The organism is Paenibacillus sonchi (assembly GCF_016772475.1).
Lineage (GTDB): Bacteria > Bacillota > Bacilli > Paenibacillales > Paenibacillaceae > Paenibacillus_AQ > Paenibacillus_AQ sonchi.
The window spans coordinates 4,957,335-4,973,971 of sequence record NZ_CP068595.1 but is presented as its reverse complement, the minus strand read 5'-3'; the positions used below and the strand labels follow the sequence as shown (position 1 = coordinate 4,973,971).

12 protein-coding genes and 3 pseudogenes are annotated in these 16,637 nt (G+C 48.5%); 7 read left to right on the top strand and 8 right to left on the bottom strand.

The genetic code is table 11. The annotated features are described in order from the left end of the window. The first annotated feature begins 126 nt into the window (after positions 1-126). From JI735_RS22060 to JI735_RS22045, 4 genes are all read left to right on the top strand, one after another. The gene (locus tag JI735_RS22060) at positions 127-801 is read left to right on the top strand and encodes a response regulator transcription factor (protein WP_039839559.1); all 675 of its coding nucleotides are present in this window, start codon (positions 127-129) and stop codon (positions 799-801) included. Next, positions 798-1,853 (top strand): HAMP domain-containing sensor histidine kinase, encoded by a 1,056-nt coding sequence (locus JI735_RS22055; protein WP_039839560.1) that lies wholly within the window; start codon positions 798-800, stop codon positions 1,851-1,853. The genes JI735_RS22060 and JI735_RS22055 overlap by 4 nt, the downstream gene beginning before the upstream one ends. A 158-nt stretch (positions 1,854-2,011) precedes the next feature. After that, on the top strand, positions 2,012-3,763 hold the full coding sequence (locus tag JI735_RS22050) for an ABC transporter ATP-binding protein (protein WP_202676439.1): 1,752 nt from the start codon (positions 2,012-2,014) through the stop codon (positions 3,761-3,763). After that, on the top strand, positions 3,763-5,523 hold the full coding sequence (locus JI735_RS22045) for an ABC transporter ATP-binding protein (protein ID WP_039839566.1): 1,761 nt from the start codon (positions 3,763-3,765) through the stop codon (positions 5,521-5,523). Before JI735_RS22050 ends, JI735_RS22045 begins: the two co-directional genes overlap by 1 nt. Positions 5,524-5,608: 85 nt before the next feature. On the opposite strand, the gene murI is transcribed toward JI735_RS22045, so the two are convergent. The 7 genes and pseudogenes from murI to JI735_RS22015 form a co-directional block, all read right to left on the bottom strand. Then, entirely contained in the window at positions 5,609-6,397 is a 789-nt protein-coding gene (murI, locus tag JI735_RS22040) for a glutamate racemase (RefSeq protein ID WP_039839567.1), read from the bottom strand. Positions 6,398-6,456: 59 nt separating this feature from the next. Next, on the bottom strand, positions 6,457-6,750 hold the full coding sequence (locus JI735_RS37435) for an alpha/beta fold hydrolase (protein ID WP_325175528.1): 294 nt from the start codon (positions 6,748-6,750) through the stop codon (positions 6,457-6,459). Further along, positions 6,737-7,087 (bottom strand): annotated as a pseudogene (locus tag JI735_RS37430) (alpha/beta fold hydrolase); the annotation flags it as partial. The pseudogene JI735_RS37430 and the gene JI735_RS37435, both read right to left, overlap by 14 nt. Before the next feature lie 160 nt (positions 7,088-7,247). Next, on the bottom strand, positions 7,248-8,336 hold the full coding sequence (locus tag JI735_RS22030; RefSeq protein WP_039839568.1) for an NAD(P)H-dependent flavin oxidoreductase: 1,089 nt from the start codon (positions 8,334-8,336) through the stop codon (positions 7,248-7,250). Positions 8,337-8,672: 336 nt separating this feature from the next. After that, positions 8,673-9,283: pseudogene (locus tag JI735_RS22025) on the bottom strand (sugar O-acetyltransferase). Continuing rightward, a complete protein-coding gene (locus JI735_RS22020; RefSeq protein WP_051052329.1) occupies positions 9,284-10,540 on the bottom strand; it encodes an MFS transporter in 1,257 nt (418 codons plus the stop codon). Positions 10,541-10,563: 23 nt separating this feature from the next. Further along, positions 10,564-11,595, bottom strand: a complete 1,032-nt coding sequence (locus tag JI735_RS22015; RefSeq protein WP_039839570.1) for an ROK family protein — start codon at positions 11,593-11,595, stop codon at positions 10,564-10,566. A 144-nt stretch (positions 11,596-11,739) separates the two neighbouring features. On the opposite strand from JI735_RS22015, the pseudogene JI735_RS22005 reads away from it, so the two are divergent. The 3 genes and pseudogenes from JI735_RS22005 to JI735_RS21995 all read left to right on the top strand — a co-directional run bounded on the left by JI735_RS22005 (position 11,740) and on the right by JI735_RS21995 (position 13,487). Next, positions 11,740-12,371, top strand: a pseudogene (locus JI735_RS22005) (histidine phosphatase family protein). 466 nt (positions 12,372-12,837) lie between these two features. Further along, complete coding sequence (locus JI735_RS22000; RefSeq protein ID WP_157764218.1) at positions 12,838-13,014, top strand: hypothetical protein; 177 nt, start codon at positions 12,838-12,840, stop codon at positions 13,012-13,014. A 173-nt stretch (positions 13,015-13,187) separates the two neighbouring features. After that, positions 13,188-13,487 carry a hypothetical protein gene (locus tag JI735_RS21995; protein WP_020429858.1) on the top strand — a complete coding sequence of 100 codons (300 nt, stop codon included), beginning with the start codon at positions 13,188-13,190 and terminating at the stop codon, positions 13,485-13,487. A gap of 245 nt (positions 13,488-13,732) precedes the next feature. Here the strand turns inward: JI735_RS21995 and JI735_RS21990 are convergent, their stop codons facing one another. Further along, on the bottom strand, positions 13,733-16,390 hold the full coding sequence (locus JI735_RS21990; RefSeq protein ID WP_202676437.1) for an adenosylcobalamin-dependent ribonucleoside-diphosphate reductase: 2,658 nt from the start codon (positions 16,388-16,390) through the stop codon (positions 13,733-13,735). Positions 16,391-16,637 lie beyond the last annotated feature (247 nt).

Genomic DNA, 16,637 nt, shown 5'->3' with positions numbered 1-16,637 from the left:
AAAGCAAGATCATCTTTCTAAATCTTACTGACACAACTGTGTACATTTCTTGCCTAATCCTCTTCATGGTGGTTATGATAAGGTTGCCTATGTATCTCAAATGACCAAACCATTGGAGTGAACCCGATGATTCATATACTAGTTGTGGAAGATGACCGGCATGCCAGAAGACTGTTTGAAGCCGTGCTGAAACGCGAAGGATACCTGGTATCTACCGCTGAAGACGGAGCCCGGGCCATGGACGTGCTCGACCAGCAGCATATCGACCTCATCGTTCTTGATATTATGATGCCGAACATGGACGGATATGAGTTCGCCAGGGAGCTCCGGGATGCCGGCAGCCTGATTCCCGTTCTGATGGCTACGGCCAAGCATCTCCCGGAGGATAAAAAGAAGGGCTTCCGCCTGGGGATCGACGATTATATGACCAAGCCGGTCGATACCGAGGAAATGCTGCTGCGGATTGGTGCCCTGCTCCGCCGTTCCCAGATTGCCAGCGCCCGTAAGCTGGTTGTAGGCAATGTGGTCTTGGATTACGATGCCTTGACGGTTACGCACGGCGAAGAGAAGCAGACCCTTCCGCAAAAAGAATTCTACCTGCTGTACAAGCTGCTGTCCTATCCGGACCGTGTCTTCACCCGTATCCAGCTGATGGACGAAATCTGGGGGATGGAAAGTGAAAGCTCGGACACCACGGTCAACGTGCATATCAACCGCCTGCGGAAGCGGTTCGAAGGGTATCCCGAATTCGAGCTGGTGTCTGTACGCGGCCTCGGATATAAGGCGGTGCGGCATCAATGAGCAGGTTGGGCGCATGGATCAAAGAAAAGATCACTTTGCCGTTCTTATTTTCACTGATGGTTTTCATTATTTTCCTCATTACCGTTGTGATTACCGGTATACTGGTCTTTCTGGCACATTTTTTCGGGCTGTTAAATGAAGAAGTCGCCCAGGGCGGAGCCGTACTACCGCTCATTATTTTGGTCTCCTGCATCATCATTGGGACCACGATATCCGGTTTTACCAGCCGGAGAATGGTCAAGTCCATCCGCGAGTTTATCGAAGCCACCCAGCGGCTGGCTGCCGGCGACTTTTCCACGCGCCTATATTTGAAGAATCCGCCCGAATACCGGATTCTGTCCGAGAACTTTAACCGGATGGCCGATGAGCTCGGCGGCATCGAGATTTTGCGCACCGACTTCGTGAACAATTTCTCCCATGAATTCAAGACACCCATTGTCTCGATCAAAGGTTTTGCCGAAATCCTAAAATACGATGATCTCTCCAAAGAAGAACGGGACGAATACCTCGATATCGTCATCGAGGAATCCGCCCGGCTCGCCTCGCTGGCCTCAAATGTGCTGGAGCTGTCGAAGATCGAGACCCAGACGATTCTGACGGACAAGCAAAAGGTTAACGTTGGAGAGCAGATCCGCCAATGCGTGCTGCTGCTGACAACCAAGCTGGAGAAAAAACATCTCTCCCTCAATTTGGGTCTTCATGATTATTCCCTGTCCGGCAACAAAGAGATGCTCAATCAGGTCTGGCTTAATCTGCTGGATAATGCGATCAAATTCACACCTGAACATGGAACGGTTACCATTGAGATGAGGCGTACCGCAAACTCACTGGAAATGGTGTTCAGCAACACCGGAAGCGTGATCGATCCGGAGACCCTTCCCCGAATCTTCGACAAATTCTATCAGGCGGACACCTCCCACGCGACGGTGGGCAACGGTCTCGGCCTGACCATTGTACAGCGAATCGTGAACCTGCATGGCGGGACGGTTGCCTGTGAGAGCGGGGCTCTCCAGGGAACTGCATTTATCGTCACCCTGCCTTCCGAAGCCTAAAAACAACCCCACAAAGTGAGGTTTTGGCTTCAAATTAAACAAAGCTTTGAAAGAACCGCAAGGTTTTTTTAAAGCTTTTTCTTTTTTCAGAAAAGTTAACGTTCAGTTTATGTTCTTCCGGTACCATACATACATCATCACACAAAGGAGTCAGACTTATGGTCAAAATACTCAAATACTTGAACCCGAAAGAATGGGCCCTCTTCGGCATCAGCATCCTGTTCATCGTTGCCCAGGTGTGGCTGGATCTGGAGCTGCCCGATTATATGAGCGAAATTACCCGGCTCGTCCAGACACCGGGAAGCGAAATGAGCGAAATCATGGCTACCGGCGGCTGGATGCTGCTCTGTGCGCTCGGCAGTCTGGCAACCTCAATCGTTGTAGCCGGCATCGCCGCAAGAATCGCCGCCAACTTCTCTTCCCGGCTCCGTTCCAAGCTGTTCGATAAGGTGCAGTCCTTCTCCATGGAGGAAATCAACAACTTCTCGACAGCCAGCCTGATTACCCGTTCGACCAACGATATTACCCAGGTGCAGATGCTGATTGTCATCGGATTGCAGCTGCTCGTGAAGGCTCCGATCCTTGCGGTGTGGGCGCTGCTCAAGATTACCGGCAAAAGCTGGGAGTGGTCGCTGACGACCGGCATTGCCGTCGGTGTGCTTATCCTGATCGTCGGAATCTGTGTCGTGCTTGTGCTGCCGAAGTTCCAGAAGCTGCAGCAATTGACGGATAATCTGAACCGGGTGTCCAGAGAAAATCTGACCGGCCTGCGGATCATCCGTGCATATAATGCCGAAGGCTATCAGGAAAACAAGTTCAGTGAGGCCAACAATGTGCTTACCCGCACGAACCTGTTCGCAAACAACGTACTGGCTGTGCTTATGCCAAGCATCACCCTGATTATGAGCGGTCTGAGCCTCGCCATTTATTGGGTAGGCGCGTCGCTGATCCAATCCGCCGATATGGGCGCCAAAATGGGACTGTTCTCGGATATGATCGTCTTCTCCTCTTATGCTATTCAGGTAGTTATGGCCTTTATGATGCTCATCATGATCTTCATTCTGATGCCCCGCGCCCATGTCTCAGCCAAACGGATCAACGAAGTGCTGGATACCAAGCCGAGCCTGATGAACGGATCGCTGACCGCCTCTGCCTCCAAGCTTGCCGGCGAGGTTGAATTCAGAAAGGTCAGCTTCAAATATCCCGATGCGGATGATTATGTCCTCAAAGACATCAGCTTTACAGCCAAAACAGGCGAAACCGTCGCCTTCATCGGTTCGACCGGCTGCGGCAAAAGCACTGTCGTTAACCTCATCCCCCGCTTCTATGATGCTACTGAAGGCGAGGTGCTTGTCAACGGGGTCAATGTCAATCAATACGAAGAAAGCGCGCTCCGCAACAAGATGGGTTATGTCTCGCAGAAGGCGGTGTTGTTCGGCGGAACCGTGACTTCCAATATCGCCTTCGGCGACAACGGCAGCGATGCTTCCGCTGAAGTGGTAGATGCGGTGTATATCTCCCAGGCTTCAGATTTCGTCGAAAAAATGGAAGGCAGCTATGATGCGCACATCGCCCAGGGCGGCACCAATCTGTCCGGCGGCCAGAAGCAGCGGCTATCCATTGCCCGGGCGATCGCCCGCCGTCCGGAAATTCTGATTTTTGACGATTCCTTCTCCGCGCTTGATTACAAGACGGACCGCAAACTGCGCAGCGAACTGAAAAAGGGTGCCCGCGGAACCACAATGTTGATTGTCGCCCAGCGGATCGGCACCATTAAGGATGCAGACAAAATTATCGTGCTGGAAGAAGGCCGCATCGCTGGCATGGGCACACATGAGGAATTAATGGACACCTGCAGCGTTTATCAGGAGATTGCCTATTCGCAGCTGTCCAAGGAGGAATTGGCCTAATGACTGCAAACAACAAACAACCCGGCACCTGGAGCAAGCTTCTCCGATATTGCCGTAATCATATTCCTGTGGTGCTGGTAGCCGTGCTCAGTGCGGCCGCCGGAACCGTGTTGACCTTGCTTGGTCCGGATCAGCTCTCCGAGATGACGGACCTGATTACCCAGGGCATCGCTGCCGGAATCGATATGGAGGCGATCGCTTCTATCGGATTGTATCTGGTCATCATCTATGGAATCAGTGCTGTACTCTCTCTGTTGCAGGGACTCATCATGTCGTCGGTGACGCAAAAGGTCTCCAAACGTTTAAGAGGCGATCTGTCGCACAAAATGAACAGACTGCCGATCTCTTATTACAATAAATCAACAACCGGCGACATTCTCTCCCGGGTAACCAATGATGTGGATACGATCGGGCAAGCCTTGAATCAAAGCGTCGGTACGCTGGTCACCGCCCTCTCGCTGTTCGTCGGGTCCATCGTCATGATGCTCAAGACGAACTGGATCATGACCGTTACCGCAGTTGTCGCTACAATCATCGGTTTTGGCCTGATGACGGTTATTATGAAGAAGTCCCAGAAGTATTTTCAGAGCCAGCAAGAGTATCTGGGCAAAATCAACGGCCATGTGGAGGAAGTCTACACCGGACATACTGTTGTAAAAGCCTACAATGCCGAAGCGCAGATGCGCGGCGCATTTGAAGACCTGAACCGCAATCTGAAAAACAGCGTGTTCAAGGCGCAGTTCCTCTCCGGCATGATGATGCCGATCATGATGTTTATCGGGAATTTGGGTTTCGTGGCCGTCTGTGTGGTTGGGGCTGTACTGGCAACGAACGGAGATATTTCCTTCGGGGTCATCGTCGCCTTTATGATGTACGTCCGCTTCTTTACCCAGCCTCTCTCGCAGATCGCCCAGGCTGCGCAAAGCCTGCAATCAGCTTCGGCGGCCAGCAAGCGTGTCTTTGAATTTTTAGAGGCCGAGGAAATGGACGATGAGAGCCAAAAGACGGCACGACTGGAAGCTGCAACGGGCAAAGTGAAGTTCGAGCACGTGCAATTTGCCTACGAGGGTGCGGATAATCTGGTGATCAAAGACTTCTCCACCGAGGTTCAGTCGGGGCAAAAGATCGCGATCGTCGGCCCGACCGGCGCCGGCAAAACCACGCTCGTCAATCTGCTCATCCGCTTCAATGAACTCACGGGCGGAGAGATTTATATTGACGATACGCCGATTAGCAGCCTGACCCGGGAGAACATCCATGACCAGTTCTGTATGGTGCTGCAGGACACCTGGCTGTTTGAAGGAACGATCCGGGAGAACCTGATGTACAACCAAACCGGCATCACCGATCAAGACATTCAGGAGGCATGCAAATCGGTGGGCCTGCACCACTTCATCCAGACCTTAAGCGCCGGCTACGATACGGTATTGAACGACAAAGTCAACCTGTCCGCCGGCCAAAAACAACAGTTGACCATCGCCCGCGCCATGCTTAAAGCTGCGCCGATGCTCATTCTCGACGAGGCGACCAGCTCGGTCGACACCCGGACGGAGCTGCTGATCCAGCAGGCGATGGACCGGCTGATGGAAGGCCGGACCTCCTTCGTCATCGCCCATCGGCTCTCGACCATCAAGAATGCCGATGTCATTCTGGTGCTGAAGGACGGGGACATCCTGGAAAGCGGAAGCCACAGCGAGCTGCTGGCCAAAAACGGCTTCTACGCCGAGCTGTACAACAGCCAATTTGAGCAGGCCTCATAAGCGCTGAGGCGCTTCCTACAACAAACATGTAAAAGAGCAGCCGGCTCAGGAGTTATTCTGGGCCGGCTGCTCTTCGCCCGTTAATTTAATTCCCTGCGTAGTCGCCGTCTAAAATTTGAAAAAGCTTTTGATAATTAGACAATGAAAATGAATCCTTTACTTCTATACCTGATTTGAAATATTGAATATCGCCTGTTCCCTGGTTAACCAGTTTTTTAGATTCAAGAATCCGTTGCAGATTTTTTGCTGTTCCTATGCTGCCTGAGATAAAATCAACTTCTTCAGGAAACACTTTCCTCAATATCCCTTCAAAATAAGGGAAATGAGTACAACCCAGCACCACAGTACCATACTGTTGTAAATCAAATGAGGATAATTCCTTTTCTAGATAAGGAATAACCCGATTCTCATTAAATTCAAAGTTTTCAGCGAACTGAACAAGCCCCGGGAGTGCTAAACTGTCCACAATATCTTCAGAATCAATCCGCTGAACCAGATCATGATATTTCTTCTCTTTTAACGTTAAATTTGTAGCCAGCACTAAAACCTTTTTCTGCCTTCCTGCCATATTATCAATTGCTGGCTTTACTGCCGGTTCTATACCTAGTATAGGAAAGCTATATAGATTGCGGAGTTCCTCAATAACAATACTGGTGGCAGTATTACAGGCAATAACTAAAGCTTTAACATTATGTTTAGCTATAAATTCTACAGCTTGAATGATATACTCCCTTACTTCTTCCTTTGATTTTTCTCCATAGGGAACATGTTTAGTATCCGCATAAAAAAGATAATCTTCATATGGCAAAAACTTCAATGCTTGATGAAGTACAGTCATTCCGCCTATACCCGAATCAAATAAACCTATTCTCATGACTTCCACTCTTCTCATGACTAATTTTAAAATTTAAATTCATTTAGACTTGCTTTATCTCACAAGATACCATTTTTCTTAAGGAAAGCCCACATTAGTTCCCCTATTTCATTCGCATGTGTTTCCAATGCAAAATGGCCGGTATCTAACAGATGAATCTCGGCATTAGGCACATCTTTTTTAAAGGCGTTAGCCCCCTCTGGAATAAATGAAACATCGTTTTTACCCCAAGCTGCCAAAACCGGGGGTTGATATTCGCGAAGATACTGCTGAAAGAGGGGGTACATCTTTACATTATTTTGGTAATCAAAAATTAAATCTAATTGCTTCTCAGCATTTTCAGACCGGGACATATGCAATATCTAGAGTATACCCATCAGGAGAAACCCGGTTAGCTTGTGTTCCATCAAGATATTGACTCTTAATTGTGTCAGCTTCAAATGGGCTCCGATAACTTTCTCTTTTTTCAAGTGTGGGATTACGCCAATATTCTGCCCGCGCAGCCCACTTCTTACCTAAACCCTCCTCGTATATATTACCATTCTGGCTGATTATCGCCGTAACACAATCTGGATGGTTCATAGCTAAACGAAAGCCAATAGGCGCCCCATAATCAAAGACATACAGGGCATACTTAGTAAGTCCCAGATGTTCAATAAAGGCTGCAATAATTTCAGTTAGATGGTCAAATGTATAACTGAATGAGCTTCTACGAGGTGATGTGGTTTGCCCAAATCCCGGATAATCAGGCCAGCCTCCCGGTAAAAAACATTTATGCCTTCTACCTCTAAATAATGATACTCCGTCAAGTTACACCCTCCTATTTCCTCATTTGCTTCGAATGTTCGAATCAGAACCGCTCCTCCGGACATAGGGAAAGTTTTTTAACAAGGACCTCTGCCTGGCCGATGGTTTGTTTGACGATTTCCGCAGCGGATTGGCCGTTGGCTAACCTAAGACCCTGCCCCGCCCAAAGTGACATATACTCTGGATTGTTTGCTTTTGCAGCTGCCCGCCGAATGGTTTGCGTTAACGCGTTTTGTATCGGATAGGCAGGAATGGTTCCCGGATACTGATCCATGTCACTCATAAATTTAGTTCGAATACCTCTTGCCGCTTTGCCCGAGTATGCATGTGTAATTTCCGTGGAATCCTCGCTTGAAGAGAGAATCTTCTGTTTATATATTGGATGGGCACCGCTCTCCGGACACGCTAAAAATGCAGTACCCATCTGTACAGCACTGGCTCCTAATGCCAAACTTGCCACAAGCCCTCTTCCATCCATGATGCCCCCTGATGCGATGACCGGAAGCCCTACATGATCTACAATCTGTGGAACAAGAGCCATAGTACCGATCATGGATTCCGAAGCACTTTTCAAAAATGTCCCCCGGTGACCGCCTGCCTCATAGCCCTGAGCAACAATTGCGTTTACGCCGGCCGCCTCCAGATGCTTTGCTTCTTCAACTGTTGTTGCAGTCCCCATAACGAAGATTCCTTGCTGTTTCATGTCCTGGATCACATGCTGTGGCGGTATACCGAATGTGAAGCTGAAAACGGGGATTTTCTCCTCAAGTAATAGCTGTACCTGCTCGTCAAAGTATTCTGAAAACTTCAGTATTGACGGATTTTGAGGAATTCCGAGTAGGTCACAGTATTTATTAAGATAAGCTGTCATTTGAACGATGGATTCTTCCGCTTCGTCCGGTTGCTCAAGTACAAACAAATTAACACCGAAAGGCTTGTCTGTCCGTTCTCTGATCATTCGGATCGCGGTGCGGGTCTGTTCCGGTGTTAAGTATCCCGCTCCCAGATTCCCTAAACCTCCGGCATTTGAAACGGATGCTACTAAGTCAGGTGTTGTAGGGCCTCCTGCCATCGGCGCTTGGAATAATGGATATCTAAGTTCTAACGTGCGTGTCAGCCCAGTTTCAAACACGGATGACCGCCTCCTGATCATGTGGGATAAACGGGTACTGAAGTAGCAGGAATCAGGCAAAACCGGTAACTTGGAATTCCCCTTTTAAAATCATTGTAATCCCTTCAAGATATCGTGTAAAATGAATCATCCCAATTTATCCGGGTTGCAAAACAGAGGTTTTGCTTCACACAAGTAGAAACGGCTACGCCGTCCTTATTAGGACGGTACCCGTTTCAGCGAGAAATAGAAGGATAATTTACAGCGTGAAGCATATAAATTCTTATATTTTAAGAAAGGCAGTACAGAACTCATCTTCTGAGTCCTGTACTGCCATTAATCTTTTGGAGTATATATTTAAATATAATCCGGCACGTCAAACTCTTTATCTTTAAAATAATATTTCCGGTCCTCTTCCGTGATTTCACGGATAACCCGGCAAGGACTTCCTGCTGCGATAACATTATCAGGTATGTCTTTAGTTACTACACTGCCTGCCCCAATCACCACATTGTGTCCGATGGTCACGCCGGGATTGATGATAGCATTGCCTCCAATCCATACGTTATTTCCGATTGTGATCGCAATCCCATATTCATACCCTGAGTTTCTAGAATCCGGATGAACGGGATGACCAGCGGTATAGATGGACACATTCGGTGCGAACATGACATTCTCCCCATTACAACCTTGCCGACATCTAGAATGGTGCAATTGAAATTGGCATAGAAGTTTTCGCCCACCGAGATATTTGAGCCGTAGTCGCAATGGAAGGGGGGTTCAATGTACACATTTTTGCCTGTATGACCAAGGATGCTGCGGATTAATTCATCCCTTCTCTCCGTTTCATCGGGGCGCAGCAGATTATATTCATGAATTTTCAGCTTGTTGGCGGTCCGCTCTTCACTTAATCCATCCAGCCATGCCTTGTACGGGAGTCCTGCAAGCATTCTTTCTTTCTGATTCATTTACTGTTCCTGCCTTTCGTATGGTTCATGATGTAGTACATTTAGTTTTGCCGGTTCTTTATAGTGAAAAACTGTAATCCATAGTAAAACAACGCCATAAATGAAAGTTGTCGCCAGAGCAAAGGCCACCCCCTTCCCGATGGTGAGAGAGAAGACGACGCCTCCCAGGACTGACGCAGCACCTTGAATAAAACCAATAAATGCGGTGCCTTTAGCAATCAGTTGTTCTCCCATATAAGCTTGGGCATAGGCGAAAGGAGCCACTTGATAAATACCTAAGCCTATCCCAATGATGGCTGTAGACAGGATGACGATCGAATAATTGGTGAAAAAGATCATTCCCGCGTAAAATAGGGTGCCCATAAATCCGGCTCCCGCCATTACCAGCATGAAGCGTTTGCTGCACCCCTTCTTTTTAATGTACCAACCAGATAAACCGGCTGTCAGCATGCCAAGTAAGTTGCACGGGAGTAATATTAGCGCGCTGATAGTTGCACTGGAATTAAGTGCAGTCTGCGCATACAGTGGAATGTATTTACCGCTACATGTTATACAAGTAAAAACAAACGTAATCAGCGAAACGATCAGGAATCCTCTGTGCTTCAGCAAGACGCTGATCTGTAAATCTTTCAATATATTTTGAGGAGCATATTGTGCTTCAGAGAATTTTCGTTGGTTAAAATCAGGCATGAAGAACCAAATAAATGCTAAACCCGCTGCAAATAACGGGCACAACGCAAATAGTGACACTCGCCAGTTCCAGTATTCAGTTAACAGGCCACAGATAACAGGGCCAATAATCAGCACGCTAAAGTTGACGGTCTGTAACGTAGCGAGCCGGACAGGGTACTCTTTTTCAGGAACCACATCATTAAGAATAGAGAAAACATTAGAGAAGAACAGGCCCCAAAAGAAACCGGAAGCCCCTTGAGCAATCAGAAACAAAAAACCATCAGGTGATAGTGCACATAGGAAAATACTAAAGGCATATGCGCCTACACTCCATAAATAAAGCTTTTTGCGTCCGAAGTATTCTCCAGCGCTTCCGGAAATAAGCAACGCTGCGCTTCTTGTCAAAGGTTCAATTACAAAAAGTATACTTAGCAGATCAATTCGATCGTATTCCCGAAAGGCCGTCGCTGCATAAATCCCCGTGCTCCCGCTAATATAGTTGGCACAGATATTAATTAAAATTAATCCGGCAAAAATATAGGTGACAGAACGTGAAGTAAGATGCTTATTTTTGAGAACTTCCATTTAAAATCCCCTGTTCGTTCGCCTCAAATTCTCTTCTCCACCAGTTGGTATGAATAGGATAAACTTTCTAGCGTCATACGGATTAGACCATGCATGTAGTCCTCCTCCGGATGCTTAAGCAGCGTAAGCTGCGGCATATGCATCTCGGGTATATCCTTTAGACATTCCTGACGAATCAGAGCGATATCTGCAGGTTGTATCAGGCTTCCTGTCAAAGCAATCATTTCAGGATTCATGACGGCGATCAGACTGCTTACTGCATGAGCGGCCGTAGAATGAAAAGTGTTGCGGTCATGCAACCGCTGAAATTGCTCTGCACGGGACATCCCATAAGGCAGGAAAGAAATCTCTCCGGCAAAACTAGAATTTCCTCTATGAATATGCCCGTTCACCATCATGCCTGATCCAGGGAAGCAGCCTTCGATAAAAGTTGCAACAGCAACAGACTTCTCTTCTTCATATTCTTGTTTGTGGTAAAAACCATACACGGTTAAATTCATATCATTCTCTAAAATAACCTCTACGCCATACTTCTCACGAATTAACGCCTCAATTTCGACATCAATTAATTCAGCAATATCACTAATATTCATAATTCCCTGATTAACTGCCCCAGGAACACCAAAGCCTATAGCCTGAATCTTGGGATAACGGGCGACAAGGCGGCCGGTTATTTGATCTATAGCGGTAAAATCTAGCGGCATGTATTCCTCACGCCCCTTCTCCACCACTTCCCCAGCCAGGTTTGCCACCGTGAATTCAATAGAGTGCTTTTTCAATCCGGCTTTGATGATAATGCAAGCAATAAAAGCAAAATCCATATTGTATTGATACACTTTTGCCGGCCGGCCGCCATTAGATTCTTCTGTTTCCAGCTCCAGCACTTCACCTGCTACTAAAAGCTCATTCAGAATGCTCCCGCAGGTGCCAAGACTCAAACCTGTGGATTTAGCCACAGCAGCTTTTGTAGCCTTCTTATTTGCTTTGAGCGTCTGCCTAACAAGCTCCTGGTTCATCTTCTTGACGCGCATCGTATTATTCGCAATTGGACTCATCATCATTCCCCTTAATACAATACTTATTATAATACTTGTAATAAGTAAAAAGATAACCCATTATATTTATTTTGTCCACTCTTTTTCATAAATACTGTTCCCTCGCAGGGATAGGATAATGTTATAATTTTCTGTAATGAAAAGATGGAGGCCATTTTTATGAGTATGAAACTTTATTTGACACGACACGGTGAAACGGAATGGAACGTTGTGCACCGTATGCAAGGTTTTGAAGATTCCCCCTTAACAGCACTTGGAGTCCGTCAGGCAGAAAGCCTAAAAACCGTTTTGGATGCTGTTCCCTTAGACATTGTCTACACGAGTCCGAGTCCCGGGCTATTCGGACGGCTAAATTAATTTGCGGGGACAGGAATATCCCATTGGAAACTTCCGAAGCGCTGATGGAGATGGGGTTTGGGATTTGGGAAGGACGTGTTCACGCTGACGTGGAGGCCCAGTTTCCTGAGCAATGGAATCTTTTCTGGAACGACCCTGAGAAGTTTGCAATAACTGATAGCGAAACGTATACGCAAGTGCATGACAGAGCCATTGGATTCTTAAATGAAATTGTGCAGAAACACCCCGGGAAATCGGTGCTCATCGTTACGCATACCATTGTAGTAAAGATGCTGATGGCTCATTTTGCCGGAAGCGAACTGAAGCAGCTATGGAAATCGCCCGAAATCCTTCCAACCAGCCTTTCAAGAATCGATATCACGGATGATGCTGCTGAGATTATACTGCATGGGGATGTCAAGCATTATAAAAACTTGTAAAACTCTAACCCCACCGCTCCCAAATCAACGGGGGCATGTTGAAGATGGACCGCCCTATTCCTTCACGATCTATCCACAGCCGTTGCGGACAGGAAAGCCGTTATTGCAGGAGGATTCGGCTATTCCGCAGGACAACGGACCGAGATGCCTTTATTTGTCCCTTTTCCCTTTATTCAAGGCTCATTCGAACGATATAACGGCTCCTGAGTCCGTAACTGCTGAAAAAGTAAGGTTTTTGGCAAAATACGGGCTCCTCTGTCCGCTCCAGTCGGCGGATGGAGCCCAATTTCCTGCATCGCTTGGCCAAAAAGTTGTAAAGCAAGCGGAGGCCATTATTTTAGTTACGTATTAAAGGTAGTTTTTTGCATGTTTATGTTTTCTTAATCTTCTCATTACTGCAATTTAATAATTGGCGGTTACACTTAAGTTGTTAAATCGCATCCGGCGCCCCGAAGAGGAGTCAAGTATGACAGAACAATACGAAATTGATCAATTTCTCAGACAGGTTCAGGCCATCGAGCGCAATATTCACGAACTGCTGCAAAAATCGCAATTATCGGATGAAGAAAAAAACTATATTCTCCGCCATATTCTTGCGGTACCTGTCTCTAACGAGGATGTATATATAAAGAATGCAGGTTGAGAAGTTTCCGAACGGCAGACAAATGTACAAAGTCCGTAACTGGCCGAAATGGCTGGCTGCGGGCTTTTCTCATGATTAGCCGCATGAATTTCACTGAATTATATATAGTACCTTGAATTGTGTTATAATGAACTTCTTATTGAATATGATGAAGAATAGAGGCGCACCTGAGGATGAAATGTAAAATTAACCGTAACGCAGCAAAAGTTCTGAAAGATATGCTCAGCACTCCTGAAGCGGAAGGCAAAAAGATCCGTGTTGTCATTACCCAGAACCATGGCAATCACGGCCATTACGCCATCACACTTGATACGCCGACCGAGCATGATGAAGTTGTCGCTACTGACAAGGACATTGAGGTGCTGTTGGATACGCGTGAGCCGCTGCTGGATGGCGTATGGATTCAATTTTTCTATGTGCCTGAGGAAGGCTTTTTTATCACAAACCCTTCAACCGGATTCCTTGAGAAGTAAGGGAGTAATATTTGAAAAAGAAGCCCGCAATTGGCCGGATCGGCTGATTGCGGGCTTTTGTATAGATATATCCTCGAACGATTAAAAATTGGGCAAGTTTTATTAGCTGTTCATTCAGTAAACAAATAACATTATTTATCACAACAAAAAGGTCCCGATGTAGGAATTCCTAGTCGGGACTTTTATTGTGTTCATTTAAAACTCGATCTCAATGATGCGACTTTCACTTCAAATCCTCTATCCCCTTACCCGCACCGGCTATACCCGCAGTTGCTGCAGGTCTTGCAGCCTTCGATGTTGATCAGCGAGGCGCTGCCGCAGGATGGGCAGAGGTCGCGGGAGGCGGTGGCATGGCTGTGCGCACTGTGGCCGCCGTGGCCGTCATCGGTGGAAGCTGCCGCCGGGACGCTGGATTTCAGCTCGGCGCTGAGTGCTTCGTTGAAATCAAGCTCCAGCGTGGCCGCGATTGGAGCGGGCACATGGTCGTCATGGGCGTTGTTCAGCACATGGGTTTCCAGGGCTTTCGCTACCGCGTCGGCGATGGACTCGACGCGGTTCGCGCCGAAGCCGATGGCGCCGGAGCCGCCGATGCCTTTGAGATGCTTGATCAGCAGCTCAACCTTCTCGCCGTGGTCGCCGTAGCGGAGGAACAGCGAGCAGACACGGCCCAGCGCTTCGGCCATGGCGAAGACGTCGGAGCCGGCTTTGCCGACATTCAGGAAGATTTCGGCCGGAATGCCGTCCAGGTCATTGATGGTGATATACGCCATGCCGAATGGCGTGTTGATCTTATAGGTAGCGCCGCGCAGCACCTGCGGGCGTTTTTTGTATTGTTTGTCTACTGCGCTTACCTGCGGCGCAGGAACAGTGGCTGCAACTGCGCTGGCTGTTGCAGCTGTTGCAACCGGTGCAGCCGGTTCAGCAGCCGGAGCTGCGGCTTCAGCTGCCGGGGCATCCTTCTTGTCTTCCTTCTTCGAGGTTTCCAGCACCTGTACGTCACGGCTGCCGTCACGGTAGATCGTTACGCCTTTGCAGCCCAGATCGAAGGCCATTTCATACAGCTCTGCCGTTTCCTCAACGGTGAAGTCGGACGGGCAGTTCGCCGTTTTGGAGATCGAGCTGTCCACCCAGCGCTGGATTGCCGCCTGCGCCCGGATATGATCCTTGGCGGACAGATCCATCGAGGTCACGAAGTAATCCGGGAGCTCTTCACCCGGATGGGCTTCCAGCCATTCCTGGGCAATCGGCACGAATTGCTCGTCGTAGCCGAGACGGCTCTGACGGAAGTATTTGAAGGCAAAATAAGGCTCGATCCCGGTCGAGGTGCCGACCATGGTCCCCGTGCTGCCTGTAGGTGCCTGAGTAATAACGGTAACATTGCGCATGCCGTTCTTACGGATCGATTCACCTACTTCAGGGTAGGTTTCGGTGATGTTTTTCATAAATCCGCTCAGCAGATATTTCTCTGTATCAAAGGCCTGGAAGGAACCCTTCTCACCGGCAATTTCGGACGAAGCCAGGTAGGCTTCGCGGGCCATGAAGCCGTAGAGCTTGTCCAGGAACTCCAGCGATTCCGGGCTGCCATAGCGGATGTTCAGCTTGATCATCAGCTCGGCCAGACCCATGGTTCCCAGACCTACGCGGCGTTCCTTGCGCTGATTGGCTTCATTTTCCGGGAAGTGGTATGGTGTCTTGTCAATGACGTTGTCCAGAAAACGGACGGAATAGCGGGTAGTCGTCGCAAGATCAGCCCAATCCACATCATGATTCTCCGCATCATAGAATTTGGAGAGGTTGACGGCAGACAGATTGCACACGCCCCAGCCCGGCAGACCCTGCTCACCGCACGGATTCGTGCAGATAATCGGGTTGAAGTACCAGCTGTTGGACATCTGATTATAGTATTCCATGAATACGACGCCCGGCTCAGCCGATTTCCAGGCCGATTCAATAATGGTATGCCAGACATCGCGGGCCTTGACCGTGCGGTAAGGAATGACTGCGCGTCCGTCAGCCTTCCATTTATCCAGATCGCCGTCCCAGACTGCATCATAATCAGGATCGGTGGTATCCGGGAAGACCAGCTCCCAGTCCAGATCCTCCTTCACAGCCTTCATAAAAGAGTTGCTCACGCATACCGACAGGTTGGCATTTGTCACCTGACCCATGGTCTGCTTCACGGTGATGAAATCGACAACATCCGGATGCCAGTCATTGATCATCAGCATCAGCGCGCCGCGGCGGCTTCCGCCCTGCTCAATCAGTCCGGTTGTGTAGCTGAACAGCCCGCCCCAGGATACGGAGCCGCTGGATGAGCCGTTCACGCCTCTGACAATCGCGCGGCGCGGGCGCAGCGAGGACAGGTTAATGCCAACTCCGCCGCCGCGGGCCATGATTTCTGTCATTTCGGACAGCGTCTGCATGATGCCGCCCCGGCTGTCTTTTGGCGAAGGCACGACATAGCAGTTGAACAGTGTCAGTTCTTCGCTTGCTCCGGCACCTGCGGCAATCCGGCCGCCCGGAACAAGCTTCCAGTCATCCAGAATCGACCGGAATTTACCTGTCCACTCTTCCTGAAGCTCAGGGGTAGACTCTACGGAAGCCATGGCGGAGGCAAGCCGGTCCCACATTTCTTCCGGGGTCTTCTCTATGTTAAGCGTCAGCTTCTCCACATCGGACTCTACAAGCTCGCCGCTGCGTGTTTTTACCGTTACGATACGCCCGGTGCGTTCAACAATTTCTCCGACTTCCTTGGTAGGGAATTTCGGATCGTCTTTGGTCAGCACAAGCACCACATCGCCTACCTTGGCATTGTTGCTGTCCGCATCCTTCCAGGCGTAGCGGTCCAAAAATATTTTTTCGCTCAGACCCTCAAGACGCTGCTTGCGTTCCACTGTACTCAATAGAAAAACCTCCCGGATATTGTGATATGTAAACCATGAAATACAAGGATGCCTCATGGCGCTGATCTATAAATCCCTATATTTCAGCAGAAACTTTGCGGGTATCCGCCGCTGCCGGCGTGCACTCAGGAAGATTCCCTTGTCAATAAAAAATAACCGCAAAATGCACGTTGTAATCAAAAATTTCAAGCATTTGTAACAATATATTGTGTCAGTCAGCTTTTCAACTATACCACATATTGTGTGG